Source organism: Sphingomonas larreae (assembly GCF_051400595.1).
Lineage (GTDB): Bacteria > Pseudomonadota > Alphaproteobacteria > Sphingomonadales > Sphingomonadaceae > Sphingomonas.
Genome location: NZ_JBLFFI010000001.1, coordinates 745,099 through 770,520 on the forward strand (window position 1 = coordinate 745,099; position 25,422 = coordinate 770,520).

At 70.4% G+C, this 25,422-nt stretch carries 20 protein-coding genes; 11 read left to right on the plus strand and 9 right to left on the minus strand.

Features of this window, described 5'->3' with window-relative positions; genetic code table 11:
• Positions 1–162: 162 nt before the first annotated feature.
• Complete coding sequence (serA, locus tag ACMGDM_RS03320) at positions 163–1,740, minus strand: phosphoglycerate dehydrogenase (RefSeq protein WP_436802691.1); 1,578 nt, start codon at positions 1,738–1,740, stop codon at positions 163–165.
• Between the two features lie 109 nt (positions 1,741–1,849).
• The gene (locus ACMGDM_RS03325; RefSeq protein ID WP_436802692.1) at positions 1,850–3,001 is read right to left on the minus strand and encodes a phosphoserine transaminase; all 1,152 of its coding nucleotides are present in this window, start codon (positions 2,999–3,001) and stop codon (positions 1,850–1,852) included.
• A gap of 138 nt (positions 3,002–3,139) precedes the next feature.
• Between ACMGDM_RS03325 and ACMGDM_RS03330 the strand changes: the two genes are divergently transcribed.
• Genes ACMGDM_RS03330 through ACMGDM_RS03340 form a run of 3 tightly spaced genes read left to right on the plus strand, consistent with a single transcriptional unit; the run spans position 3,140 to position 5,434 of the window.
• Positions 3,140–3,844 carry a DUF4328 domain-containing protein gene (locus ACMGDM_RS03330; protein ID WP_436802693.1) on the plus strand — a complete coding sequence of 235 codons (705 nt, stop codon included), beginning with the start codon at positions 3,140–3,142 and terminating at the stop codon, positions 3,842–3,844.
• Complete coding sequence (locus ACMGDM_RS03335; protein ID WP_436802694.1) at positions 3,841–4,500, plus strand: extensin family protein; 660 nt, start codon at positions 3,841–3,843, stop codon at positions 4,498–4,500. Before ACMGDM_RS03330 ends, ACMGDM_RS03335 begins: the two co-directional genes overlap by 4 nt.
• Before the next feature lie 49 nt (positions 4,501–4,549).
• Positions 4,550–5,434 carry an LOG family protein gene (locus tag ACMGDM_RS03340; protein WP_436802695.1) on the plus strand — a complete coding sequence of 295 codons (885 nt, stop codon included), beginning with the start codon at positions 4,550–4,552 and terminating at the stop codon, positions 5,432–5,434.
• A gap of 185 nt (positions 5,435–5,619) precedes the next feature.
• Here the strand turns inward: ACMGDM_RS03340 and ACMGDM_RS03345 are convergent, their stop codons facing one another.
• Entirely contained in the window at positions 5,620–6,321 is a 702-nt protein-coding gene (locus ACMGDM_RS03345) for a c-type cytochrome (protein ID WP_436802696.1), read from the minus strand.
• Positions 6,322–6,426: 105 nt separating this feature from the next.
• On the opposite strand from ACMGDM_RS03345, the gene ACMGDM_RS03350 reads away from it, so the two are divergent.
• Together ACMGDM_RS03350 and ACMGDM_RS03355 are read left to right on the plus strand one after the other, a co-directional pair.
• Positions 6,427–7,335 carry a prephenate dehydratase gene (locus ACMGDM_RS03350; protein ID WP_436802697.1) on the plus strand — a complete coding sequence of 303 codons (909 nt, stop codon included), beginning with the start codon at positions 6,427–6,429 and terminating at the stop codon, positions 7,333–7,335.
• A 70-nt stretch (positions 7,336–7,405) separates the two neighbouring features.
• Positions 7,406–9,529, plus strand: a complete 2,124-nt coding sequence (locus ACMGDM_RS03355; protein ID WP_436802698.1) for a S9 family peptidase — start codon at positions 7,406–7,408, stop codon at positions 9,527–9,529.
• Between the two features lie 487 nt (positions 9,530–10,016).
• Here ACMGDM_RS03355 and nudC read toward each other — a convergent pair whose 3' ends face one another.
• The 3 genes from nudC to mutY are packed head-to-tail and all read right to left on the minus strand — an operon-like array spanning position 10,017 to position 13,278.
• On the minus strand, positions 10,017–10,883 hold the full coding sequence (gene nudC / locus ACMGDM_RS03360) for an NAD(+) diphosphatase (protein ID WP_436802699.1): 867 nt from the start codon (positions 10,881–10,883) through the stop codon (positions 10,017–10,019).
• A complete protein-coding gene (locus ACMGDM_RS03365; RefSeq protein ID WP_436802700.1) occupies positions 10,880–12,238 on the minus strand; it encodes a serine hydrolase domain-containing protein in 1,359 nt (452 codons plus the stop codon). The genes nudC and ACMGDM_RS03365 overlap by 4 nt, the downstream gene beginning before the upstream one ends.
• Positions 12,235–13,278 carry an A/G-specific adenine glycosylase gene (gene mutY / locus ACMGDM_RS03370; protein WP_436802701.1) on the minus strand — a complete coding sequence of 348 codons (1,044 nt, stop codon included), beginning with the start codon at positions 13,276–13,278 and terminating at the stop codon, positions 12,235–12,237. The genes ACMGDM_RS03365 and mutY overlap by 4 nt, the downstream gene beginning before the upstream one ends.
• A gap of 26 nt (positions 13,279–13,304) precedes the next feature.
• Between mutY and ACMGDM_RS03375 the strand changes: the two genes are divergently transcribed.
• The 4 genes from ACMGDM_RS03375 to ACMGDM_RS03390 all read left to right on the plus strand — a co-directional run bounded on the left by ACMGDM_RS03375 (position 13,305) and on the right by ACMGDM_RS03390 (position 18,862).
• A complete protein-coding gene (locus ACMGDM_RS03375) occupies positions 13,305–13,817 on the plus strand; it encodes a DUF721 domain-containing protein (RefSeq protein ID WP_436802702.1) in 513 nt (170 codons plus the stop codon).
• Complete coding sequence (locus ACMGDM_RS03380) at positions 13,814–14,491, plus strand: DsbA family protein (protein ID WP_436802703.1); 678 nt, start codon at positions 13,814–13,816, stop codon at positions 14,489–14,491. The genes ACMGDM_RS03375 and ACMGDM_RS03380 overlap by 4 nt, the downstream gene beginning before the upstream one ends.
• A gap of 190 nt (positions 14,492–14,681) precedes the next feature.
• The gene (locus ACMGDM_RS03385) at positions 14,682–15,440 is read left to right on the plus strand and encodes a thioredoxin domain-containing protein (RefSeq protein WP_436802704.1); all 759 of its coding nucleotides are present in this window, start codon (positions 14,682–14,684) and stop codon (positions 15,438–15,440) included.
• Between the two features lie 29 nt (positions 15,441–15,469).
• Positions 15,470–18,862 carry a chromosome segregation SMC family protein gene (locus ACMGDM_RS03390; RefSeq protein ID WP_436802705.1) on the plus strand — a complete coding sequence of 1,131 codons (3,393 nt, stop codon included), beginning with the start codon at positions 15,470–15,472 and terminating at the stop codon, positions 18,860–18,862.
• 159 nt (positions 18,863–19,021) lie between these two features.
• Here ACMGDM_RS03390 and ACMGDM_RS03395 read toward each other — a convergent pair whose 3' ends face one another.
• Genes ACMGDM_RS03395 through ACMGDM_RS03405 form a run of 3 tightly spaced genes read right to left on the minus strand, consistent with a single transcriptional unit; the run spans position 19,022 to position 21,217 of the window.
• Entirely contained in the window at positions 19,022–19,369 is a 348-nt protein-coding gene (locus ACMGDM_RS03395; RefSeq protein WP_436802706.1) for a DUF3325 family protein, read from the minus strand.
• Positions 19,362–20,885, minus strand: coding sequence for a PepSY-associated TM helix domain-containing protein (locus tag ACMGDM_RS03400; protein ID WP_436802707.1), 1,524 nt, complete (start codon positions 20,883–20,885; stop codon positions 19,362–19,364). The genes ACMGDM_RS03395 and ACMGDM_RS03400 overlap by 8 nt, the downstream gene beginning before the upstream one ends.
• Before the next feature lie 20 nt (positions 20,886–20,905).
• Positions 20,906–21,217, minus strand: a complete 312-nt coding sequence (locus ACMGDM_RS03405; RefSeq protein ID WP_436802708.1) for a hypothetical protein — start codon at positions 21,215–21,217, stop codon at positions 20,906–20,908.
• A gap of 88 nt (positions 21,218–21,305) precedes the next feature.
• Here ACMGDM_RS03405 and ACMGDM_RS03410 point away from each other — a divergent pair, with 88 nt between their 5' ends.
• Positions 21,306–23,585, plus strand: a complete 2,280-nt coding sequence (locus ACMGDM_RS03410) for a TonB-dependent siderophore receptor (protein WP_436802709.1) — start codon at positions 21,306–21,308, stop codon at positions 23,583–23,585.
• A gap of 78 nt (positions 23,586–23,663) precedes the next feature.
• On the plus strand, positions 23,664–25,421 hold the full coding sequence (locus tag ACMGDM_RS03415) for a type I secretion system permease/ATPase (RefSeq protein ID WP_436802710.1): 1,758 nt from the start codon (positions 23,664–23,666) through the stop codon (positions 25,419–25,421).
• Position 25,422: the final 1 nt, after the last annotated feature.

Genomic DNA, 25,422 nt, shown 5'->3' on the forward strand with positions numbered 1-25,422 from the left:
CGGGGAGAGGGCTAATGACCCGCTTTCAGTCCTCTCCCCCGGGAGGAGAGTTCGAGGTCGGCCATGCCCCCGGCATGGCCTGAACAGCGCGTGGCGCTGTTCACCCCGAACTGGTCTGAGTGAGAGACCGATGTCCCACCGAGACCAACCTGCCCCTGAGGCTTAGAACGCCAGCCCCATCGCGGTCTTCACCCCCGGCAGCGCCTTGACGCGCGCGAGCAGCTCGGCGTCGACCGGCTGGTCGACCGAGAGCAGCAGCACCGCCTCGCCGCCCGCCTGGCGCCGGCCAAGGTGGAAGGTGCCGATATTGACGCCCGCCTCGCCCAGCAGCGTACCGATGCGGCCGATGAAGCCCGGCGCGTCCTCGTTGACGACGTACAGCATCGCGCCGGTGAGATCGGCCTCGACCTTGATCCCGAACAGCTCGACCAGCCGCGGCGCCGAGTCACCGAACAAGGTGCCCGCGACCGAGCGCTCGCCGTCCGCGGTGCGCACCGCGACGCGAACCAGCGTATGATAGTCGCCCTCGCGCTCGGTGCGGATCTCACGCACCTCCATGCCGCGCTCGCGCGCCAGCAGCGGCGCGTTGACCATGTTCACCGTGTCGGTCTGCTGGCGCAGGAAGCCGGTGAGCACCGCGCTAGTCAGCGGCTTGGGATTGAGGTCCGCCGCGGCGCCCTCGCGGTGGATCGAGACGCGGTCGATCGCGCCGGTGGCGAGCTGGCCGACGAGCGAGCCGAGCTTCTCCGCCAGCCCCATGTACGGGCGCAGCTTGGGCGCCTCCTCGGCCGAGAGGCTCGGCACGTTGAGCGCGTTGGTGACGCCGCCGGAGACGAGATAGTCCGCCATCTGCTCGGCGACCTGTATCGCGACATTGACCTGCGCCTCCGTCGTCGAGGCGCCGAGGTGCGGGGTCGAGACGAAATTGGGCGTGCCGAACAGCGGGCTGTCCTTGGCGGGCTCGGTCACGAACACGTCAAGCGCGGCGCCAGCGATATGGCCCGAGTCGAGCCCGGCCTTGAGCGCCGCCTCGTCGATCAGCCCGCCGCGCGCGCAGTTGACGATGCGCACGCCCTTCTTGGTCTTGGCGAGGTTCTCGGCGGAGAGGATGTTGCGCGTCTGGTCGGTCAGCGGCGTGTGCAGCGTAATGAAGTCGGCGCGTGCGAGCAGCTCGTCAAGCGTCACCTTGGTCACGCCCAGCTCGACCGCGCGCTCCTCGGTGAGGAACGGGTCGAACGCGACGACCTTCATCTTCAGCCCGAGCGCGCGGTCGGCGACGATCGAGCCGATATTGCCCGCGCCGATCAGCCCCAGCGTCTTGCCGGTGACCTCGACGCCCATGAAGCGGTTCTTCTCCCACTTACCTGCCTGGGTCGAGGCGTCGGCCTCGGGCAGCTGGCGCGCGAGCGCGAACATCAGCGCGATGGCATGCTCCGCGGTGGTGATCGAGTTGCCAAACGGCGTGTTCATCACCACCACGCCCTTGGCCGAGGCGGCGGGGATATCAACGTTGTCGACGCCGATGCCGGCGCGGCCGACCACCTTGAGGTTGGTGGCGTGCTCAAGGATGTCCTTGGTCACCTTGGTCGAGCTGCGGATCGCGAGGCCGTCATACTGGCCGATGATCGCCTTGAGCTCGTCCGGTGTCTTGCCGGTGATCTCGTCCACCTCGACGCCGCGCTCGCGGAAGATCTCGGCGGCGCGGGGGTCCATCTTGTCGGAAATGAGGACTTTGGGCATGGGAAGGTCCTGTCGAAAGCTGCCGGTGCTCCTGCGCACGCAGGAGCAGGGTCAGGGAAGATCACGTTCGTGGCGCTGGGCTCCTGCGTTCGCAGGAGCACCGGACGGTTCAGGCCGCCTTGGCGGTGGCGTAGGCCCAGTCGAGCCACGGGCCGAGCGCTTCGATATCGGCAGTGTCGACCGTCGCGCCGCACCAGATGCGCAGGCCCGGGGGAGCGTCGCGATAGCCGCCGATGTCAAAGGCGGCACCCTCCGCCTCGAGCAGCGCCACCATCTTCTTGATGACCGCCTCGTCGGCGTCGACCGTGAGGCAGACGCTGGTCTTCGACCGCGACGCCGGATCGGCGGCGAGGTGCCCTAGCCAGTCGCGCTCGGCGACGATCTGGTCGAGCGCCGCGGCGTTGGCGTCGGAGCGCGCGATCAGCCCGCCCTCGCCCAGCGACTTGGCCCATTCGAGCGACCAGATCGCGTCCTCCACCGCCAGCATCGACGGCGTGTTGATCGTCTCACCCTTGAACACGCCCTCGGTGAGCTTGCCCTTGGAGACCAGGCGGAACACCTTGGGCAGCGGCCAGGCGGGGGTGTAGCTTTCCAGCCGCTCGACCGCGCGCGGGCCGAGGATCAGCACGCCGTGCGCGCCCTCGCTGCCCAGCACCTTCTGCCAGGAGAAGGTGGCGACGTCGATCTTGTCCCACGGCAGGTCGTAGGCGAACACGCCGCTGGTGGCGTCGGCGAAGCTCAGCCCCTCGCGGTCGGCGGGGATCCAGTCGCCGTTGGGCACGCGCACGCCGCTGGTGGTGCCGTTCCAGGTGAACAGCACGTCGTTGCTCCAGTCCACCTGCGCCAGATCGGGCAGCTGGCCGTAATCGGCGCGGATCACCTTCGGGTCGATCTTGAGCTGCTTGACCGCGTCGGTCACCCAGCCCTCGCCGAAGCTCTCCCAGGCGAGCGCGGTGACGGGGCGGGCGCCCAGCATCGTCCACATCGCCATCTCATAGGCGCCGGTGTCGGAGCCGGGGACGATGCCGATCCGGTGCGTGTCGGGCAGGTCGAGCAGCTCGCGCATCAGGTCGATGCAATATTGCAGGCGTTGCTTGCCGAGCTTCGAGCGGTGCGAGCGTCCGAGGACGTCGGTGGCGAGCTTGGCGGGATCGTAGCCGGGCGGCTTGGCGCAGGGGCCCGACGAGAAATGCGGGCGCGCCGGCCGGGTGGCGGGCGTCGCGGGCGCGAGGGTGGCGTCGGCGGCGGTCGTATCAGTCATGTCTGACTCTCCTTACAGAGAGCACGCGCGGCGTTGGGACCGCGTGGCCCGTCGACCGCGCTACAGACGTGCAGGGCCGCTGGCAAGCCGGATGATCGTCTAAATTAGGAAGGTTTGGCAGGCGGGGCGGGCAGCAGCGTGAGCGAGACGGAAGGTCGGGTGCGTCATCAAATCGCCTGGGGCGTTGCGGCGATTGGCGCATTATGGCCATGGCTTGTCGATGAAGTGATCCGCTCCATGGCGGCGTTCCTGGCGATCAGACGGCACGGCGGGATTGGCGGCCATGTCCTGCCGCTGCCACCCCTGTCACCGTGGCTGCTGCATCAGGCGCTGGACGGGGATCTCGGCCTGCTGCTCTTCGCGCTCGCCGCGGTAGCGCTGCTGCGCTGGCTCTATGTCATCGATCGTAACGCGCATCTTCTCGCGGCGACGTCGCGCTACCGGCCAAGATACAAGCCGCGCTCGGCGGTGATATGGTTCTTCGTGCCGTTCGCCACCCTCATCCGTCCCTTTCAGGTGGTTCTGGAGTTCTGGCGGATCAGCCACGACCCAGCCGCGCCGACGCGGGTACCGGTGCCCACACTGCTGCGTTGGTGGTGGGGATTGTGGCTGCTCGCCATGACGATTGACTATGCTCTTTCCAAGATCCGCGAAAGCCTCTGGATGAAGGGGGAAAAGCGTCTGGCTGGAGGACGAGCTTTGCACCCTGGCATGGCTGACGACCGCGCGCGGAGTGGTGCAGACCGCGCTCGTCGTCGTGCTCACCATCGTCATCCTCCACCTCTCCTTCCGGCAACGCGCGGCTTTAGCTCGGCGCATTCCGCCGTTACACGAAGCCGATGACGTCGTGGCGTAACCACCGTTCCCGCATCCTCCTCGTCACGCTGCTGCTTGCCGGCTGCGGACGGGTCGAGCGACCCTCCCCACCCAGCGCGCGCGGCGAGGTCGAGGGGCCGAGCCTGCGCGAGACGCGCCAGTGTTTCGCCGACCTGCGCGCACTAGGGGTCGATTTCCAGCCGCTGCCCGACAAGCAATATGGCGGCGGCTGCGCGCTGATCGGCACCGTCAAGCTGCTCGACATCGGCGTGCCCACCGCCAATCTCGGCGCGGTGCGCTGTGGCGAGGCGCGCGCTTATGCCGCCTGGGCGCGCAACGGCGTCGCGCCGGCGGCCTATCAGATCCTCGGGTCGGAGCTGTCGCGGATCGTCAGCATGGGCAGCTACGCCTGCCGCAACACGATCGGCACCAAGGGGCCGGCGCGGCGCTCGGGCCACGCGCTCGCCAACGCAATCGACATCGCCGCGTTCGAGCTCAAGGACGGCCGCCGCATCTCGATCGTGAACGACTGGCGCTCGCCTGATCCGGCGGTGCAGCAGTTCCTCCACAAGGTGCATGCCTCGGCGTGTCGCCGCTTCGGCACGGTGCTGTCGCCCGATTACAACGCGGTCCACCACGACCACCTTCACCTCGAGGACGACGGCGCGCGCTTCTGCCGCTAGCCGCGCCCATGTTCTTGCGACCGTCATCATCCCGGCCTATCGATCCGCGATGACAGACACCCGCGTACCCAGCCGCGTCTTTCCGCGCGCCAAGCAGGATGCCGAGGTCGCCAAGACCAACGTGTCCACCCCGCAGACCGAGAGCCCCGCCTATCGGCTCGCTTTCCAAGACATGGACTTCCTCCTGCGCGAGGACCTGCGCCCGGTCCGCTTCCAGCTCGAGCTGCTCAAGACGCAGCTAATCTTCGAGCAAGCGCATATCGGCTCCACCTTCGTCTTCTACGGCTCGGCGCGCATCCCCGAGCCGAGCAAGGCGCAGGCGCTGCTCGATCTCGCCACCGACGAGAAGAGCCGCCGCGTTGCCGAGCGACTGGTGGCGAAGAGCAAATATTACGACATGGCACGTGAGCTGGCGCAGCTCTGCTCCAACTTCCCGCGCGACGAGGCCGGCAAGCGCCACTTCGTGGTGTGCTCGGGCGGCGGCCCGTCGATCATGGAGGCGGCCAACCGCGGCGCGGCGGACGTCCATGCCGAGTCGATCGGGCTCAACATCGTGCTGCCGCACGAGCAGGCGCCCAATCCCTATGTCACGCCGGCGCTGAGCACGCAGTTCCACTATTTCGCGCTGCGCAAAATGCACTTCCTGCTCCACGCACGCGCCCTGGCGGCCTTCCCCGGCGGGTTCGGCACGTTCGACGAGCTGTTCGAACTGCTGACGCTGATCCAGACCGGCAAGGTCGAGCCGATCCCGGTGCTGCTGTTCGGGCGCGAGTTCTGGGAGCGCGTGATCAACTTCGAGGCGCTGGTCGAGGAGGGCGTGGTGTCCGAGCGCGACCTCGGCATCTTCCGCTACGTCGAGAGCGCGGCGGAAGGCTGGGCCGTGGTGCAGCAATTCTATCGCGAGCGCCACGAGAAGGGCGAGGCCGCGCGGTAACGCCTGCGGCGAGGGGCGTCGCCGCGGTCAGCCGTGCGACGCTCGCCGCTGCGTTGCTCTCCAGCCCCTCACGTCCGTCATCCTGAACTCGTTTCAGGATTCACCGCACCGCCGGCGCCGCAAGCATCGGTGATGCGTCACCGTGGATCCTGAAACGAATTCAGGATGACGCGCATTACCGTCGCTTACGGCTTAGCGGGCGGCACTACTCCGAGTTCCTTGTTCTCCTTCGCCGCCGGATCGACCGACGGGGCGCCCGAGGCCGGCGTGCCGGTGTTGGCGAGATTGGCGGTATCGCCCTTCGCGCTCTCGGTGACGTTCGCTACCGCCTGGTCGGTGGTGGCCGCGGCGCCGGCCGCAGGCGCGGCCGGCAGCGGCAGGTTCGAGCCCTGCTGGTTGAGATAGACGATCACGTTGGCCCGGTCCTGCGGATTGCCCAGGCCGGCGAAGGTCATCTTGGTGCCGTTGGCGAACTTGCGCGGGCTGGTCAGCCAGGCGTTCATCTTCTCGAAGTCCCAGGTGCCGCCGACGGACTTGAGCGCGTCCGAGAAGGCGAAGCCGCCCTTGCCCTGCGCCACGCCCTCGCCGAGCGTCGCGTACAGATTGGGGCCGATACCGTTGGCGCCGCCCTGGTTGATCGTGTGGCACGCGGCGCATTTCTTGAACACCTCGGCACCCTTGGCCGGATCGGCGCTGGCGAGCAGCGTCGCGATCGGCACCTCGGCGCCGCCGCCGCCCGCGCCAGCCTCCTCCACGCCTTCGATCGCATAGCCCATTTTCTCGGGGCGTTCGCCGTGGAAGATCTGGCTGCCGACGATCGACAGCCCCAGCGCGACTCCGGCACCCGCCAAGACCCAGCCGAAAATCGTGTTGCTACGATCGTCCATGTCGCCCGTGTGCCCCTCTCTAATTAGGTCGATCCATAGAAAAGCCGCCACCGCACCGCAAGCGCTTGAGCGGCACGCCGCGCTCTTCTACGCGCCGGAGCCGAGATGGACAGCTACGCCGCCCCCGCCGTGCCGATCGTCAAGCGCCTGACCGAGGCTGCCGCCGCCGCGCCCGAGCGCGCGGTGGCATTCCAGGGGGCGCCCGGCGCCAACAGCCATGTCGCGGTGTGCGAGGCCTTTCCCGACGCGCTGCCGCTGCCGTGTTTCAGCTTCGAGGACGCACTGGACGCGGTGAAGCAGGGGCGCGCCGCGCGGGCATTGATCCCGATCGAGAACTCGCTCCACGGCCGCGTCGCGGACATTCACTTCCTGCTGCCCGAGTCCGGGCTGGTGATCATTGGCGAGCATTTCCTGCCGATCCGCCACGCACTGATCGGGCTCGGCCCGCGCGAGGCGGTGACCAGCGCGATGAGCCATCCCCAGGCGCTCGGGCAATGCCGCCACTGGCTCCGCGCGCACGGCATCGCGCCGGTGAGCTACCCTGACACCGCCGGGGCCGCCGCCGTCGTCGCCGAGCTGCGCGACACGAGCGTGGCGGCGCTGGCGCCCCCAGGAGCGGCCGCGATCTACGGGCTCGAACTGCTCGCCACCGACATCGCCGATGCGGATCACAACATGACGCGCTTCGTCGCGCTCGCCCGTGACGCGGTCACGCCTGGCGGCGAGGCGGACGCCGACAGCGGCACCGCATGGATGACGACCTTCATCTTCGAAGTGAAGAACGTGCCCGCCGCGCTCTACAAGGCGATGGGCGGCTTCGCGACGAACGGCGTCAACATGACCAAGCTCGAGAGCTACCAGCGCGGGGGCAGCTTCGCCGCCACCGAATTTTATGCCGACGTGGAGGGGCGCCCGGGCGATGCTTCGTTCGACCGCGCGATGGCCGAACTGGGCTTCCACGCCAAGCACCTGCGCGTGCTGGGTTCCTACCGGCAGGCCCGCAAACGCGGCTGATCGCGCCCTTGCCTCGGACGCGCCCGGCCGTATCGTATGGTGCGACGGCCAAGGGTGGGGAAGATCGACGATGAAGACGCTGCTGCTGGCGGGCGCCGCGCTGGCCGTGGTCGCGGGTGGGCCCGTCACGCCCGCCGGCGCGCAGGGTGAGGCGCAGCCGCCGCGTGCCGCCAAGAAGCCGCACCAGGTCGTCTCCGCCAACGGCACGCGCCAGGACGATTATTTCTGGCTGCGCGACGATAGCCGCAAGAACCCCGAGATGCTCGCCTATCCCGCCGCCGAGAATCTTTATGCGGATGCGACACTCGCGTCGCTCAAGCCGCTCCAGGACAAGCTGTACGCCGAGACGGTCAGCCACATCAAACAGGACGACAGCAGCGTCCCGTATCGCGAGCGCGGCTATCATTATCAGACGCGTTTCGCTCCGGGCGCGGATTATCCCGTCATCGAACGCCGCAAGGGTGCCGCCGACGCGCCGGCCGAGCTGATGTTCGACCAGCCGACGATGGCCAAGGGACACAGTTACTTCGCGCTGAGCGACTGGACGGTAAGCCAGAACAACCGCCTCGTCGCCTATGCCGAGGACGTTGTCGGGCGCCGCCAATACACGCTCAGGGTCAAGGACCTTGCCACCGGACAGCTGCTGCCCGACACGGTCACCGACGTCGAGCCCAACCTCGTCTGGGCCGACGACAACCGCACGCTCTTCTACATTGCCAAGGATCCGGTGACGCTGCGCGGCTATCGCGTGATGGCGCACGTGCTCGGCACGCCGGTGAGCGCCGACCGCCTCGTCTACGAGGAGAAGGATGACACCTTTCAGATGGGGATCAGCCGCACCAGCGACGATCGCTTCATCTGCATCGGTGTGTCCGCCACGGTGAGCGACGAGCAGCGCTGCGCCCCCGCCGCCGCGCCGTCCGCTTTCACCCTGGTGGCGCCACGCGCGCGCGAGTTCCGCTATGGCGCGGATCACATGGGTGATCGCTGGATCATCCGCACCAACCGCGGTGCGCACAACTACAAGCTCATCACCGTCGCCGACCGCGATCTCGCGCGCGGTGTGGGGGCGTGGCGCGACCTGACGCCGGCGAGCGACAGCGTCTTCATCGAAGACTTCAAGCCGTTCCGCGGCTTCATCGCGCTCGACCAGCGCGAGGGCGGCAACCGCATGATCCGGCTGCTGACCAACGGCCGCTCGGCGCCGGTGAAGGCGGACGAGCCAGCCTATCAGATGCAGCTGGCAGTCAACGCCGAGCCCGACACTGACTGGGTACGCTACACCTATGCCTCGCTGGTGACGCCGACGACCACCTATGAGGTCAATGCGAAGACCGGCGAACGCCGCGTGCTCAAGGTCGCGCCGGTGCCCGGCTACGATCCCTCTAACTATGTTACCGAGCGGGTCTGGGCGACCGCGCGCGACGGCACCAAGGTCCCGGTCTCGGTGGTGTACCGCAAGGGCGTAAAGCGCGACGGTACCGCGCCGCTGTTCCAATATGCCTATGGCAGCTACGGCCTTTCGATGGACCCGGCGGTCGATCCGGCGCGGATCGCCATGCTCGACCGCGGCGTGGTCTATGCGCTGGCGCATATCCGGGGCGGGCAGGAGATGGGGCGCGGCTGGTATGACGACGGCCATCTGCTGCACAAGAAGAACAGCTTCACCGACTTCATCGACGTCACGCGCTATCTCGTCGCGCAGAAATATGCGGCGCCGGGCCGGGTGGCCGCGATGGGCGGCAGCGCCGGTGGGCTGCTGATGGGCGCGATCGCGAACATGGCGCCGCAGGACTATGCACTGATCATCGCGCAGGTGCCGTTCGTCGATGTGGTGACGACGATGCTCGACTCCTCGATCCCGCTGACGACGTTTGAATATGACGAATGGGGCAATCCGGCGCAGAAGCCCTATTACGACTACATGCTGAGCTACTCGCCCTACGACAATGTCGCGGCCAAGGCCTATCCGGCGATGTACGTCAGCACCGGGCTGTGGGACAGCCAGGTGCAATATTACGAGCCGACCAAATGGGTCGCGCGCCTGCGCGAATTGAAGACCGACGCCAACCCGCTGGTCTATCGCGTCAACATGGAGGCGGGCCATGGAGGCAAGTCGGGCCGCTTCGAGCGCTACCGCCAGGGCGCGGAATGGCAGGCGTTCGCGCTGCAGCGGCTGAAGGTGGCGGGCTGAGGCGACGCGGGCGCCGGGTCCGCGCTCCTTCAGCATAGACTTGCTCGCTCCGCTTCATCTCGCCTGCCGAGACCGGTGGCGGGTTCGTTGACGCGCAGACGCCGAGCCGTGAAGAAGGTAATTCACGCGGGGACGCGGAGGTGTTCCGCTCGTAACGAGTGTCGACCCTGACAACGGGATGGTTGCGGCATTCTTCTCCGTGCTCCTGCGGAAGCAGGAGCCCAGTGACGCACACACCAGCAGGCGTTGTTTTGCTTGGCCCTGGGTTCCGGCTTTCGCCGGAACACGGCGGCGAGAGACGCGAGTTGAGCGGTTCAGCAGCGCTCCCGATCATGAGAGCACCGACGCACAGCACACCCAAAAACGCGCTCGCAGCGGCTACTTGCAGAAGCCGCTACGCGGCGTTGTTCACCTCCCCGCGCGTCCGCGTGAGCACCTCTTCGCGTCTTCGCGTGACCACCATTTCTTCACGCCACGCCCGGGTGGCTCAGCCGGCCCACGCCCGCAGCAGCGTGTGCGCGATCGCGTAAGGCGGGGGCGCAACGAAGCGCCCACCCTCCCCCGCGAGCGCCGTCCGCACCTCCTCACGCGTCACCCACATCGCGTCCTCCAGCTCGTTGGTGTCGAGCGTGATCGTGTTGTCGGTCGCCTGCGCGACGCAGGCGATCATCAGCTGCGACGGGAACGGCCAGGGCTGGCTCGCGACGTAACGCACGTCGCCGACCCGCACGCCCGCTTCCTCCGCGATCTCGCGTGCGACCGCCTCCTCGATCGATTCGCCCGGCTCCAAGAAGCCCGCGAGCGCCGAGTAGCGGCCCGCAGGCCAGCTCGGCTGCCGCCCGATCAGCGCGCGCCCGTCATGCTCCGCCAGCATGATCACCACCGGATCGACGCGCGGGAAATGCTCGGCCGAGCAGGTCGGGCAACGTCGTCCCCAACCGGCGCGGAACAAAGCGGTGGCGCTGCCGCAATTGGCGCAGAAGCGATGGCGCGCGTGCCAGTCGAGCAGCGAGCGCGCCGCCGCAAAGGTCGCCGCCTCGCCCGCGCGCAGCTGGTCGAGCAGGCCGAAGAGGCTGGGCGAGCGGAACGGCGGCGGGGCACCCGCGCCGGGCACGACCGCGGCGAAGCGCGGCGCGCCCGCGTCGAGCCCGAGCAGCACCAGCTCAGCATCCGCCGGCGCGGCGGACAGCGGGGCCCAGGCCAGCGCACCGCCCTCCCCCACCACCGGCTCGAACGACTCGAGCACCAGCAGCCGCGCCGCCGGGTCGGCCGCCGCCGCGGCGAGGCCGTCGGCGTCGTGGCGCAGCGCGTCGGCGCGGTCGAGCGTGCCGCCGGTGAAGCCGGTCGCGATCACCGCGGCACGCCGGGGTGGAGGCGCGCCGCGTCACGCGCCAGCGCCGCGAACGTCTCCTTGGCGAGCGGGTAGCGCTCGCCCGGAAAGTAGTTGACCATGATCGTCCCCCTGAAGCGTCGCGCGGGATCGACGATCGCCACCGTCCCCGCCGCACCGCCCCAGCCGTAGCTGCCCTTCGACGCGCCGCCGGCCTCGTCGGCGAGATACACCACACCGCCCGCGCCGAAGCCCTGCGCCACGCCTTCCTTGTTCTTATAGCTCACGCCCGGCGGCAGCAGGTTGGACATCGCCAGCCGGGCGGTCTCGGGCTTCATGATCGTCACGCCGTCGAGCGTGCCCGCGTCCTGCAGCATGTGGAGGAAGCGGTCATAGTCGCGCGCCGACGCCACCAGCCCCGCGCCACCATAAGGGAAGCTCGGCGGCTGGAGGAACACCGAGCGCGCCGCGGGGTCGAGCGGGATCAGCTGGTCGCCCGCGAAGGCATAATTGGTGGCGAAGCGCGCGACATTGCCGGACGCGACCTGGAAGTCGGTCGAGGTCATGCCGAGCGGATCGAGGATGCGCGCGTGGACGAAGCGCTCGAACTTCTGCCCGGAAACCCTCTCGATCACCGCGGCGAGCACGTCGAGCCCCATCGAATAATGCCAGACCGTCCCCGGCTCCGCGACCAGCGGCGCCTGCGCGACCCGCTCGGCGAAGGCGATCAGCGACGTCGGCCGCGTCTTGCGCGCCAGTGCCTCGGTCTGCGCGTTGGCGGAGAAGGGGACGAGCCCGAGCCGCTCATATTCCTTGAGCAGCGGCCCCTGCGCGTTGATCTGGTAGCCGATGCCCGAGCTGTGCGTCATCAGCTCGCGGATTGTGATCGGCGCGCGCGCCGGCCGCGTCTCCAGCGACGTGTCGGGGCTGGTCAGCACCTTCATTTTAGCGAAGCCGGGGAAATATTTGGAGAGCGGGTCGTCGAGCGACAGCTTGCCCTCCTCCACCAGCAGCATCGCCGCCATGCCGGTGATCGGCTTGGTCATCGAATAGACGCGCCACAGCGAGTCGGGGCCGGTGGGCTGTGCGCCGGGATCGGTCGCGATCGTGCCCGCACTGACGAACACGGTCGGCAGGTCGCCCAGCCCGAAGGCGCCGACGATGCCGGGCATCTTCCTGTCGCGGACATAGCCGTCGAACAGCGCCTGAGTCGCGGGCAGGATCTGCGCGGCCGGCAGCCCCTGGAGCGCGCTTGTCCCCTGCGCGGGTGGCGCCGTCTGCGGACGCGGCGCGGGTGCGGGCGCCCGTTGCGCCGGGAGCTGAGTCGCCGCCACCAGCGCGGTGAGCGCCGCCGTACCGATCCACCGGAACACCGTCATGCCTGTCTGCTCCTCGCCAGCGCTGCCGCCTTTGCGAACAAGGTCGGCAGCCCCGCCTCGTCCAGTGTCGCCACCGGCCACCATTCACCCAGGTTGGTCGCGCGCTCGGTGTCGGCGACCGCCACATCCAGGTCCAGCGTGAAATGCGTGAAGCCGTGCTCGACCCGTCGCTCCAGCACGCGCCACGCCGCCTCGGCGGGCGCGTCGCGCAGCCCCGGCGGCGCAAGCTCCCATGGGCCGGTCGGCAGCGCGCGCATGCCGCCGAGCAGCCCCTTCTCCGGCCGGCGCACCAGCAGCACGTGACCGTCACGCTCAAGCCAGAAGATCGTGCCGTAGCGATGCGGCCGCGCCGCCTTGGGCTTCTTCACCGGGAAGGCCTCGGGCGTGCCCAGCGCGAGGGCGGCGCACTGGTCCGAGAGCGGGCAAAGCAGGCAACGCGGCTTGCGCTGGGTGCAGACCGCGGAGCCGAGATCCATCATCGCCTGCGCGTAATCGCCCGCGCGCTCGTCCGGCGTGATCGTCGCCGCCGCGGCGCGGATCGCGCGGCGTCCGCCCGGCAGCGGCACGTCGATGGCGAACAGCCGCGCCACCACGCGCTCGACATTGGCGTCCACCACCACCGCGCGCCGCCCGAACGCGATCGCCGCGACCGCCGCGGCGGTATAGTCGCCGAAGCCCGGCAGCGCGCGCAGCGCTTCCTCGGTGTCGGGCAGTCGGCCGCCGTGCTCCGCCGCGATCGCGCGCGCGGCGGCGAGCAGGTTGCGCGCACGGGCGTAATAGCCGAGCCCCGCCCAGGCCGCCATGACGTCGGCCTCGTTGGCCGCGGCGAGGTCGGCGAAGGTCGGCCAGCGCGCCACCCAGACGGCGAAACGCGGGCGCACCGTCGCCACCGTGGTCTGCTGCAGCATCACCTCGCTCAGCCAGACTCGATAGGGATCGGGTGTCTCGCCCGGCAGCGCGCGCCAGGGCAGCGCGCGGCGGTGGCGGTCATACCAGTGAAGCAACGGCTTGGCCGCAGTGATCGGGCGCTTGGCGTCCATGCCTCGGCTATGGCATGGGGACGGGAATGAGCAAGCGCCCTCGCGTCTCCGACCAACCTCCCGAGCGGCAGAACCGGTCGCGCCAGGTCGCCGAGCTGTTGCCGGCGGTGGGTGGCGCGGCGTTCCGGCGCTTCGGCTTCGTTCAGTCCGCGATCGTGTCGCGCTGGCCCGAGATCGTCGGCGAGAAGCTCGCCGCCGCGAGCACGCCCGAGTCGATCCGCTTTCCGGTCGGCAAGAAGCAGGACGGCACGCTGACACTCACCGTCCGCGGCGCACACGCGCCGATGATGAGCCACCTCACGGTCGAGATCATCGAGCGGGTCAACCGCTTCTTCGGCTATGCCGCAGTGTGCAAGGTGGCGATCCGCCACGGCGAGGTGAGCAAGCGCCCCGAGCGCCGCGCGCCGCCGTCGCTCGCCCCCGCCCCCGAGCTGGGCGGCAGCCTCAAGACGATCGCCGATCCCGAGCTCAAGGCGGTGCTTGAGGCGCTCGCCTCAGGCGTCGCCGCCAATCCTCCCTCGCTGCCGAAGGTACGATGACCCGCTTCCGCTCGCTCCTGCTGCCGCTCGCCGCGCTCGCGCTCGGCACCGCCGCCGGCGCTGCCGCGCCGCGCCCCTGGACCGCGGTGGCGTCTCCTGTGGCGACCGGCAGCTACCTGATCGGCAACCCCAAGGCGCGCGTGAAGCTGGTCGAGTATGTCAGCTACACCTGTCCGCACTGCGGTCATTTCGCCGCCGAGTCGCGCGCGACGCTCGGCGCGATGGTGCGCTCGGGCTCGACCAGCGTGGAAGTGCGTAACCAGATCCACGACGGCATCGACCTCGCCGCCGCCACGCTGGCGCGCTGCGCCGGGCCCGCCGCCTTCCCCGCGCTGCACGAGGCGTTCTTCGCCAAGCAGGAGCAATGGTACGAGCGCGCCGCCGCGTGGAGCGAGGGCAATCGTGCGCGGATCGCGTCCTGGCCCCAGCTCGACCAGCTCAAGGCGGTGGCGCAGGGCGCCGGGCTCGACGCGATCGCCAAGCAGGCGGGCGCGCCCGCCGCGGCGATCGACGCCTGTTTCGCGAGCGACGCGCAGGTGAAGCGCGCCATCGCTGGCTCCGAGGCGACCAGCAAGGTGAAGGGCACGCCCGCGTTCGAGATCAACGGCAGGCTGATCGAGAATGTCGGCTGGGCGCAGCTCGAGCCGCAGTTGCGCGCGGCTGGGGCGCGATGAGAATGTCGCCCTTCGATCCTCCCCTGCAAGGGGAGGTGGCAGGCCGAAGGCCTGACGGAGGGGTGACCCGGGTGGCGAGCGTTCGGGGACTCACCGGCGTCGACACCCCTCCGTCGCGCTACGCGCGGCACCTTCCCTTCCAGGGGAGGATCTAGTGACAACAATACGGTCTTATCAACGGAGTGACCGAATGAAGCGTCTCGCATCCCCCCTGCTCTTCGCCGCCGCGGCGCTGCTCGCCGGCTGCGGCAGCGGCGGTGACGGCAATGGCAGCGCACCCAGCGCGCCCGCCGGTTCGGTCAAGGCGGTCGCCGCGCCCGCGGGGTCGGACTGGACCCAGCAGGTCCGCCAGACCCCCGAGGGCGGCTATGTGATGGGCAACCCCGACGCCCCGCTCAAGCTGGTCGAATATGGCTCGCGCACCTGCCCCACCTGTGGCGCGTTCGGCCAGACCGGCATGCGCCCGCTCGAGGAGAATTATGTCAAGACCGGCAAGGTCTCGTACGAGTTCCGCGACTTCCTCGTCCACGGCCCGCCCGATTTCGCGGCCTCGCTGCTCGGCCGCTGCGCCGGCGCCGCGCCGTTCTTCCCGATCCTCGAGCAGATGTACATCGACCAGCCCAAGTTCCTCGACGCGCAGATGAAGGCGGCGCAGGACCAGTCGTTCCTCCAGCAAACGCAGAACGCCACGCCGGCGCAGGTGGCGAACGCCTGGGCGGACAAGATGGGCTATGTCGAGTTCGTCAAGCAGCGCGGCATCACCGAGGCGCAGGCGCGTGCCTGCCTCAACGATCCCAAGGCGATCGAGGCGCTAACCAAGATGACGCAGGACGCCACCGAGAAGCAGGACGTGACCGGCACGCCGACCTTCTTCCTCAACGGCCGCAAGCTGGAGAACAGCGTCACCTGGCAGGCGATCGAGACCGCGCTCAAGTCCGCGGGCGCCTGACCCGGGTACTGCGGCGAGGCTGACCCTCGATGCGCATCAAGCGGCTGCGGCTGACCGGCTTCAAGAGCTTCGTCGACCCCGCCGACCTGCGCATCGAGCCGGGGCTGACCGGGGTGGTCGGCCCCAACGGCTGCGGCAAGTCCAATCTGCTCGAGGCGCTGCGCTGGACGATGGGCGAGAACAGCGCCCGGTCGATGCGCGGCGCCGGCATGGAAGACGTGATCTTCGCCGGCACTGCGACGCGGCCGCCGCGCGACTTTGCCGAAGTGTCGCTCCTCGCCGAGATCGACGCACCCGACGGCGCGCAGGAACGTGAGATCGTGCGCCGGATCGAGCGCGGCGCCGGCTCGGCCTATCGGCTCGACGGGCGCGACGTGCGCGCCAAGGACGTCCAGCTCCTCTTCGCAGACGCCGCGACGGGCGCGCACTCGCCCGCGCTGGTCAGCCAGAACCGCATCGGTGCGGTGATCGCGGCCAAGCCGGGCGAGCGCCGCGCGATGCTGGAAGAGGCCGCCGGCATCGCCGGGCTCCACGTCCGCCGCAAGGACGCGGAAACGCGGTTACGCGCCACCGAAGCCAATCTCGCGCAGCTCGACGAGCTGATGGCGGATCAGGGCACGCGCATCGCCGCGCTGCGCCGCCAGGCGCGCGCCGCCGAGCGCTACCGGCTGCTGTCCGAGCAGATCCGACTCGCCGAGGCGCGGATGATCTTCGCGCGCTGGCGCGACGCCGCCGCCGCCGCGACCGCTGCCAAGCAGGAGGCCGACGCCGCCGCGGCGCAGGTCACCGCCGCGACCGAGGCGGAGCAGGCGACGCTGGCCGCGCAAAGGGCGGCCGCCGAGCAGGTGGCAACGGCACGCGCCGCGGCATTGGCGGCGCGCGATCGTGCCGGCGAGCTTGCGCACCAGCTGACGCGCGTGCGCGAGCAGCGCCATGGCGTGCAACGCCGGCTGGAGGAGATGGAAGCGTCGCGCCGTCGCATCGGTGAGGACCGCGCGCGCGAGGACTCGCTCGCGCACGACGCCGCTGCCGCGCTGGAGCGGATCGCCGCCGACGCCGACCGGCTCGACCAGCGGATCGCCGAAGGCAGCGCGGCGCTTCCCGCGCTCGACGCCGCGCTGGCGGACGCCGAGCGCCACGCGCGCGACGTCGAGGTCGCGCTCGCGCAGGCACTTTCCGCGGAGGCGGCGGAAGCGGCGGAGCGCCGCGTCGCCACCGCCGCGCATGCCGCCGCGGCGGCGCGGCACGAGCGTGCGCGGCGCGAGGCGATGCGGCTGGCGGAGGCGATCGAAGCCCTCGACGATCCCGCCGCGCTGGAGGCGGCGCGCGACGCCGCACGCGCGGCGCAGGCAGAAGCGCAGAGCCAGATAACGAAGGCGCGCGCCGCGCTCGACTGGTCCGAGACGAGCGAGACCGAAGCGCGCGAAGAGCGCGATCCCGCCGAAGCGGCACGCGCCGCGGCGCTCGCCGCGCTCGCCGCGCTGGACGGCGAAGCCGCCGCGCTCGCGCGCGCGGTCGAGCAGAAGGGGGAAAAACTGCTCGACTCGGTCAGCGCCGAACCCGGGTTCGAGCGCGCGCTGGCCGCCGCGCTGGGCGACGAGCTGGAGAGCGCGCTCGCCGACTGGCATGGCTCCGCGATCGGCGAGGACGATCCGCCCGCGCCGATCGGTACGCTGCCGCTCGCCGCGCGCGTCACCGCGCCACTCGAGCTGGAGCGGCGGCTGTCGCAGGTCTTCCTGGTTGAAGGGGATTCGGGCCAGCCGCTGCGCCCTGGGCAGCGGCTGGTCACGCGCGAGGGCCGCGTGCGCCGCTGGGATGGCTACGTCAGCACCAGCGGCGGTGTCGCCGCGGCCGAGCGGCTGGAACGCCGCAACCGGCTCGCCGCGCTGGAACGCGAGCGCCCCGCGGCGGAGGCGGCGGTGCAGAAGGCGACAAAGCGCCGCGCGCAGATCGACGAGCGGATCGCGCGCGCGCGCGCGGCGGCGCAATCCTCGCGTGCGCTGCTGGCGCAGGGCGAGACCGCCGTCCGCGCGGCGCAGCGCGACGAGGATCGCGCCGCGGCCCAGCTCGAACGGCTCGCCGGACAGCGCACCGATCTCGCACAACGCGCCGAGCGGGTCACCGCCGAGGCCGCGGAAGCGCTGGCCGAGCAGGACCGTGCCGCCGACGCGCTCGCCGCACTGCCAGACGGCGCCGCCGCCGCGGGCGAGACCGCGCGGTTGCTCGGCGAGGCGGAGGCGGCGCGCGCCAAGGTGGCGCTCGCACGCTCCGACCGCGCGACGCGCGAGCGCGACGTGGCGGACGCGCGCGAGCGCCGCGCGCTGGGGAAAAGCGAGGCGCAGGGCTGGCGCACCCGCGCGGGCGAGGCGGCGAAACGGATCGCCGACATGGACGGGCGCGCCGCCGACCTGGAGCGCGAGCTTGCGGTGCTGGCGGAGCGGCCCGATGCGCTGGCGGCGGAGATCGCGTCGCTCGACACCGAGGTGTCCGCCGCACGTGGTGCCGCCGATTCGACCCAGGCGGCCGAGCGCGCCGCCGAGGCGGCGATGCGCGCGGCGGATGCCGCGCACGCGCGCGCCGCCGAGGCGCTGGCCAGCGCGCGCGAGGCACGGGCCGGCGCCACCGCGCGCGCCGAGAACCATGAGTTGCGCCGGGTCGAGATGGGGCGCGTGTCGGGCGAGCGCTTTGAATGTCCCGCCCCGGTTTTGCCGGAGAAGATCGGCTTCGCCAGCGCCGAGGTGGCGTCGCCGCAAGACGAATCGGCCACGCACGAGCGGCTGACACTCGAGCGCGAGCGGCTCGGCCCGGTCAACCTTGTGGCCGAGCGCGAACTGGCCGAGCTGGAGACGAGCGGCGCCGCCACCGCGGCGGAGCGCGAGGAACTCGGTCAGGCGGTCAACCGGCTGCGGGGCTCGATCGGCACGCTCAACCGCGAGGGACGCCAGCGGCTGCTCGCCGCCTTCGAGGCGGTCAACGGCCACTTCCGGCGGCTGTTCACCACCTTGTTCAACGGCGGTCAGGCGCATCTCGCGCTGGTTGACTCGGACGACCCGCTCGAGGCCGGGCTGGAGATCATGGCGCAACCGCCGGGCAAGCGACTGCAATCGCTCACCCTGCTGTCGGGCGGCGAGCAGGCGCTGACCGCGGTGGCGCTGATCTTCGGGCTATTCCTCACCAATCCCGCGCCGATCTGCGTGCTCGACGAGGTCGACGCACCGCTCGACGACGCCAATATCGAGCGCTTCTGCGACCTGCTCGAGCAGATGAGCCGCGAGACCGACACGCGCTACCTGATCGTCACGCACAATGCGGTGACGATGAGCCGGATGCATCGGCTGTTCGGCGTGACGATGGTAGAGCGCGGGGTGAGCCGGCTGGTGTCGGTCGACCTGCAAGCGGCGGAGCTGCTCGCGGCGGAGTGAGAGGCATGGGCGCGCGCTTCCCCTCCCTTCCCGGCGTCGCCCTGAAGTCGCGCCAGGATCTATCCTCCCGCAGACGCCGCCGCCGCGACGTTTGCGGCCCGATGGATCCTGAAACGAGTTCAGGATGACGGCAGGGCGAGGGGCAATGTCAGCGCCCGCTCATCCCCGCGCCGCGACCAGCACCTCCACCTCGCGCGCCACCGCCGGCGCGGCCGCGCGGCGCGTCAGCAGCCGCCGCAGCGGATAGAGCAGAGCGGGCGCGCGCACCGACAGCGTCAGCACCACCATCACCGCGGCGAGCGAGGCGCAGCACAGCAGGCGCACCCAGCGCTCGCCGTCGATCGCAGTGCCGGCGCGCAACAGCGCCACCGTGATCAGCCCCGCTCCCACGCCGCGAAGCCAGCGCCGCTGTACCGGCGACGTGGCGCCCGCATCGCGGTGGAAGCGGTGCGACGCCGCCGCGATCAGCACGAACGCCAGCGCGCACAGCACGAAACCCTCACACATGCGCCAACTCCCCCAACTTCCTGCGTGTCATTGCCTGCCGCTCGCGCCCGGCCATCCAGCTCGCCAGCGCGAGCAGCGCCGCAATCGCGATCATCGCCACGTCGAAGCCGACGAACAGTCCGTCGCCCGCGCGAAGTGACGCCACGAAGCCGCGCTCGGTCGTCGCGGCGTTGACGAGTGGAATCGCGGCGAACAGCAGCGCCCCCAGAGCGAACAGCTCGCGCCACGCGCGCTTTGCGGGACGCGCCAGCTGCACCAGCGCCGCCGCTCCCCAGGCGTAGAACATCGTCGCCACCTCGGTGTCGGCGCGACCCGCCGCCTCTGCCGGGATCAGCCGGTTGGCCAACAGGTAGCTCGCCATGCCGATCGGCAGCGCTGCGATGGCGGCGATGTTGAGCCGCTCGACCAGCCGCAGCCCGAGGAACGGTGCCGTATTCGGCCGCCGCCGCGCCGCGGTCCATAGCAGCAGCCCGGTGCCGACCATCGCCGCGCCGGTCAGCCCGAGCACGAAGAATGTCCAACGCAGCGCCGGCCCGGCGAACTGCGCCGTGTGCAGCCCCAGCATGACCCCGGCGGTCGCCAGCGCGGGGCCGGCTCCGACCGCGGCCTCGGTGACGCGGCCGGTCGCGCCCGCATAGCTGATCGTGCCGCCGCGTGCGTTGAGCGCGCTCGCCCCGGCCGACGCCACCGCCACCGTTGCCGCCGCGTCGCCCGGGAAACGGATCACCACGCGCTGCGCGCGCTGGCCGAGCCGGCGCTCGGCGTCGCGTACGAGCGGCGCCACCGCCACCAGCGGTGCGGCGCGGCCGCTTGCCTCGCCCTCGGTGACATAGCCATAGGCCTCGCGCGCGAAATCGGTGGGCTGGCGGTAATTGGCGGCGATCGGCCAGGGCATGTACATCAGCACCAGCGTCATCAGCCCGGTGTAGGTGATCATTGCATGATAGGGTAGCGCGAGCACCGCCGAGACGTTGTGCGCGTCGAGCCAGCTGCGCTGCCCCTTGTTCCAGCGTAGCGTGAAGAAGTCGGCGAAGATCCGCTTGTGCGTCACCACGCCCGAGACGATCGCACCGAGCATGAACATCGCGCACACGCCCGCGAGCCAGCGTCCCCAGGGATGCGGCAGCTGGAGCTGGAAATGGAAGCGGTAGAAATGCTCGCCGCCGCGCGTCGCGCGTGCGTGCACCGGCTCGCCGCTGCGCGGGTCGAGCTCCAGCTCCGGCGGACGCGGCCGCGCGGGGGGCTTGGCGGTCGCGCCGGGGATCGCGAACACGCGCGTCACCGCGGTGCGATCGTCGGGCAGGTAGATATACCATTGCGAGTCGCCGCGGCCGACCCGCGCCAGATAGTCGACCGCCGCCTGCGCCGCCGCCGCGCCGCCGACGCGATTGGGCGGCTGCTCCGGCTGCATCCACTGCGTGATCTCGGGGCGAAAGTAGCTCGCGGTGCCGGTGAGAAACATCGCGAACAGGATCCAGCCCGCCAGCAGCCCCAGCCAGCCATGGATCCACGCCATCGATTGCCGCAGCGATCGGCTCACGGACGCGGACCGATCAACCACGTCAGCCCGCCGGCGATCAGCGCGACGCCCCAGGTCAGCGCGACAACGCGCGCGAGTCGCGGCTCATGAAAACACCACAGCCCGAACATCGCATAGACCAGGAAGCTCGCGATCATCGCCCAGGTGGTCGCCTCCACGCTGGCCAGCGGCAGCAGGCGTGCGGCGAGGCTGACGAGCGCCGCGGTCGCGGCATAGCCGCCGAGCAGCGCAGTCAGGCAGCGCGCGAGCATCGCCCACGCCCCGGGGCGGATCCGCACCCGGCGTGGTGGCGCCTCCACTCGCTGCATCAGCATTCCGCCTTCCCCCTTGCCCTAGCGACAAGAGGCTTATAGCGGTCTTTGCGAGTCACTAGCAATAGCGAATTAAGGGGTCGGTATGAACAGCAAGAGCGCCCTGCGGCGGCTCGCGACGACGCTCGCCGGCGGGGTCGTACTGACCGCCGCGCCCGCCGGGGCGCGGCCGCTCGAGCCGGTTGCGACCGAGGCGCCGCCCGCCCCCGCGAACGAGGACGAGAACGACGAACGCGACGACATCCTCGTCACCGGCGAGCGCGAACGGAGCAACGGCCGCGCCGGGGCCAAGACCGACACGCCGCTCATCATCCTGCCGCAAACCGTCACCGTGATCGATCAGGACGAGCTGACGCGCCGCAACGCGTTGTCGATCAACCAGGCGCTCGGCTATGTCGCGGGTGTCGCACCCAACCAGCGCGGCAACGTCGCGACCCGTTACGATCAGCTGTTCCTGCGCGGCTTTACCCCCGGCGTCTTCATGGACGGCATGCGCCAGCAGGGCGGCGTCTATTCGAGCCCGCAGACGGACTTCCACCTCGTCGAGTCGGTCGACGTGATCAAGGGGCCGGCGTCGGTGCTCTACGGCAGCGGCACGCCGGGCGGCCTGGTCAATCTCACCAGCAAGCTGCCCGGCGCCGAAGCGGGAAGCCGGATCGAGCTGGCGAGCGGCAATTTCGCGCTGCTGCGCTCCGCGATCGACCTCAACCAGCCGCTCGACCGCGACGGCCGCTGGCAGTTCCGCGTGATCGCGGGCGCCGAACAGGGTGACGGCTTCCTCCAGCACACGCGCAACCGGCGCTATTACGCGCGCCCGATGCTGCGCTTCGCGCCCGACGACGCGACCAGCGTGACGCTGATCCTCTCCTACCAGCGCGATCCCGAGGCCGCGTCCTACAGCGGCGTGCCGGTCTACGGCTCGGCGCTGCCCAACCCGTTCGGGCGCTTCCCGATCGATCTCAACGTTTCCGAGCCGGGCTATGAGGCGTTCGACCGTAAGCAGAAGTCCGCGACGCTGCTGTTCCGCCACCGCCTGTCCGACGCGCTGACCTGGACCACCAACGCGCGTTACTATGACGTCGATCTCCATTATCGGCAGATCTATCTGTCGGCCTTCCGCACTACCGGCACCGGCGCGGCGCGCACCACAGATTTCTCGACCATCGTCCGCGGTGGCGGCGGATCGGACGAGCGCTTCCGCACGATCACGCTCGACAATCGCCTCGCCGCGGAGGTCACCACCGGGCCGGTGCGCCATGTGCTGCTCGCGGGGCTCGATTACGCGCACAACGAGGGCCGCAACGACCAGCAGTTCAACACCGGGCGAACCGCCGATCCGGTCACCAGCATCCCCGACTTCGACCTCTTCCGCCCGCGCTATAACGGCACGCTGCCGGGCTTCGCGCTGACGCAGACGCGCAGCTTCCGCCGCATCGACCAGACCGGTGCCTATGTGCAGGACCAGCTTTCGCTCGGCGGGCTCAACCTGATCGCGAGCGGACGCTGGGACTGGTACGACCAGCTGACGCGCAACCGCACCACCGGCGCGGTGACGCGCTCGTCGCAGACTGCCTTCACCACGCGGATCGGCGCCTTGCACGAGACCAGCGCGGGGCTCGCGCCGTTCGCCAGCTATGCCAAGAGCTTCGAGCCGCAGACCGGCGCGGGCGCCGATGGCGCGCCGTTCGTGCCGGTGACCGGCCGGCAATATGAGGCCGGCATCAAGTTCCAGCCGCGCGGCGGCGGCGCGCTGTTCACGCTGTCCGCGTTCGATCTGCGGCGGCAGAACGTACCCGTCTCGGATCCCGCCAACCCGAACTTCTCGATCCAGGTCGGCGAGGTGAAGGTGCGCGGCATCGAGCTCGACGGGCGCGGCACGGTCGCGCGCGGCGTCACGCTGGCGTTGGCGGCGAGCTATACCGATCCGCTCGTGACCAGCGGCACCGTGCCGGTCGGCAGCGGCGACCAGCTCTCCGGCGTCACCGGCACGCGCCCGCTCGGCGTGCCGCGGTGGAGCGCGTCCAGCTTCGTTTCGTCGGATCTCGGCGACGCGGTCGCGGGCGGTCTCGGCGGCCTCTCGCTCGGCGCGGGCGTGCGCTACGTCGGTGAATCGGACGGCACCGCCAGCTACGCTCGCGGCGCCGCCACATCGGTGGAACGCTTCGCCTCGCCCGGCTATGTCCTGGCCGACGCGCTGCTGGGCTATGACCTCGGCGCGCTCGATCGCCGCTGGGACGGGCTGAGCCTCAGCGTCAACGCCTCGAACCTGTTTGACAAACGCCATACCGCCAGCTGCTTCTTCAACAACAGCTGTTATTTCGGCGCGGCGCGCACATTGGTCGGAACGCTGCGCTTTAATTGGTAGCCGAGCGCGCCGCCCGGCCGAGTTATAGCGTCATTAACCAAAATCGGCGATGATGCGCGTGCCGATGGGAGCGTGACGATGACCGACCTTGTTGCCGAGACGCCGATGCGCCGCGCCGTGGCGCTGTGCCGTCGCCACGTGATGGCGGCGTTCGGCTTCAGCGCGCTGGTCAACATCCTCTACATCGCGCCCACGCTTTACATGCTCCAGGTCTATGACCGGGTGGTGCCGACGCAGGGGCAGCTCACCTTGCTGTTCCTCACGTTGGTGCTGCTGTTCGCGCTGGTGACGCTGTCGCTGCTCGATCGCGTGCGCACCCGGCTGCTGGTGCGCGCGGGGGTCCAGCTCGATGCCGCACTGGCGCCGGCGCTGCTCGACTCGACGCTGGGCCGGCCCGACCTGCCGGTGGCACGCCAGGCGCTGCGCGAATTCGACACGATGCGGCAGACGCTGAGCGGCGCGGGCGTGCTCGCGCTGTTCGACGCGCCCTGGACCCCGATCTACGTCTTCGTCTGTTTCCTGGTGCACCCCGCGATCGGCGCGGTGGCGCTGGCGGGCGGCACGATCCTGCCCGTGCTGGCATGGCGCAACGAGCGCGCGACCCGCGCCGCGCTCGAGCGCGCACAGGTCTCGGCGGCGAACAGTTATGCCAGCCAGGAAGCGATGCTGGGGGGTGCCGAGGCGGTGCGCGCGCTGGGCATGCGCCGCGCCATGGTGGTACGCCAGCTGCGCCTGCGCGAGGCGATGCTGGCGCAGCAGACCGCGGCCGGCTTCACCGGGGGCAATTACCTTACCGCCACCAAGTTCGTCCGGCTCGCGCTGCAGAGCCTCGCGCTTGGGCTCGGCGCGCTGCTGGCGATCGACAACCAGATCTCCGCGGGCGCGATCTTCGCCTCGTCCTTCCTGATCGCGCGCGCACTTGCGCCGATCGAGCAGCTGATCGGGGGCTGGAAGGGCATCGCGCAGGCGCTCGGCAGCTACCGCCGGCTCGACAAGCTGCTGCTCGAGACGCAGCACGCCACCCCGGCGACGCAATTGCCCGTCCCGCGTGGCGCGATCGTGCTGGAGGCGGTGACGCTGCTCAACGACGCGCGTGACGGCACGATCGTGTCCGACGTCTCGCTCCAGATCGCACCGGGCGAGGTGGTGGCGATGATCGGCCCGAGCGGCGCGGGCAAGTCGACCCTGGCGCGGATCATCGCCGGGGCGGTGCGCCCCGACCGCGGCCGCGTGCGGATCGACGGCGCCGACCTTGGCGACTGGGACCCGGAGCGGCTTGCCCAGCATGTCGGCTATCTGCCGCAGGAGCCGACGCTGTTCGCGGGCACGATCAAGGAGAACATCGCGCGCTTCCGCGGCGAGCTGGGCGAAGATGCGGCCGCGATCGACGCCGCCGCGATCGCCGCCACCGAGCGCGCCCGCGCGCGCGAGCTGGTGCAGCGACTGCCCAATGGCTTCGATCACCTGCTCAAGCCGGGCGGGCGCGGACTCTCCGCCGGGCAGTCGCAGCGTGTCGCGCTGGCGCGGGCGATGTTCGGCGACCCGGCGCTGCTCGTGCTGGACGAGCCCAACGCGCACCTCGATTCGGAAGGCGACGCTGCGCTGCTCGCCGCCATCGACCATTACAAACGCGCCGGACACACCATCCTGGTGGTCAGCCACAAGCTTGGCATCCTGCCGGTGGTGGACAAGCTGCTGCTGATGCGCGGCGGTCGGGTCGAACTGTTCGGCCCGCGCGACGAGGTGCTGCAGCGGATCGCACCGCCGAAGCTTCGCCCCGTTCCCGCCGGCGGCGCGCCCGCCGCCGATCTCCCCTCTCCCGCCGCGAGCGCCTGAC

Coding starts and splice junctions, on each gene's coding strand:
- serA (WP_436802691.1), bottom strand. CDS start 1,740: ATGCCCAAAGTCCTCATTTCCGACAAGATGGACCCCCGCGCCGCCGAG.
- ACMGDM_RS03325 (WP_436802692.1), bottom strand. CDS start 3,001: ATGACTGATACGACCGCCGCCGACGCCACCCTCGCGCCCGCGACGCCC.
- ACMGDM_RS03335 (WP_436802694.1), top strand. CDS start 3,841: ATGACGTCGTGGCGTAACCACCGTTCCCGCATCCTCCTCGTCACGCTG.
- ACMGDM_RS03340 (WP_436802695.1), top strand. CDS start 4,550: ATGACAGACACCCGCGTACCCAGCCGCGTCTTTCCGCGCGCCAAGCAG.
- ACMGDM_RS03345 (WP_436802696.1), bottom strand. CDS start 6,321: ATGGACGATCGTAGCAACACGATTTTCGGCTGGGTCTTGGCGGGTGCC.
- ACMGDM_RS03350 (WP_436802697.1), top strand. CDS start 6,427: ATGGACAGCTACGCCGCCCCCGCCGTGCCGATCGTCAAGCGCCTGACC.
- ACMGDM_RS03355 (WP_436802698.1), top strand. CDS start 7,406: ATGAAGACGCTGCTGCTGGCGGGCGCCGCGCTGGCCGTGGTCGCGGGT.
- ACMGDM_RS03365 (WP_436802700.1), bottom strand. CDS start 12,238: ATGACGGTGTTCCGGTGGATCGGTACGGCGGCGCTCACCGCGCTGGTG.
- mutY (WP_436802701.1), bottom strand. CDS start 13,278: ATGGACGCCAAGCGCCCGATCACTGCGGCCAAGCCGTTGCTTCACTGG.
- ACMGDM_RS03375 (WP_436802702.1), top strand. CDS start 13,305: ATGAGCAAGCGCCCTCGCGTCTCCGACCAACCTCCCGAGCGGCAGAAC.
- ACMGDM_RS03380 (WP_436802703.1), top strand. CDS start 13,814: ATGACCCGCTTCCGCTCGCTCCTGCTGCCGCTCGCCGCGCTCGCGCTC.
- ACMGDM_RS03385 (WP_436802704.1), top strand. CDS start 14,682: ATGAAGCGTCTCGCATCCCCCCTGCTCTTCGCCGCCGCGGCGCTGCTC.
- ACMGDM_RS03390 (WP_436802705.1), top strand. CDS start 15,470: ATGCGCATCAAGCGGCTGCGGCTGACCGGCTTCAAGAGCTTCGTCGAC.
- ACMGDM_RS03395 (WP_436802706.1), bottom strand. CDS start 19,369: ATGTGTGAGGGTTTCGTGCTGTGCGCGCTGGCGTTCGTGCTGATCGCG.
- ACMGDM_RS03400 (WP_436802707.1), bottom strand. CDS start 20,885: ATGGCGTGGATCCATGGCTGGCTGGGGCTGCTGGCGGGCTGGATCCTG.
- ACMGDM_RS03405 (WP_436802708.1), bottom strand. CDS start 21,217: ATGCAGCGAGTGGAGGCGCCACCACGCCGGGTGCGGATCCGCCCCGGG.
- ACMGDM_RS03410 (WP_436802709.1), top strand. CDS start 21,306: ATGAACAGCAAGAGCGCCCTGCGGCGGCTCGCGACGACGCTCGCCGGC.
- ACMGDM_RS03415 (WP_436802710.1), top strand. CDS start 23,664: ATGACCGACCTTGTTGCCGAGACGCCGATGCGCCGCGCCGTGGCGCTG.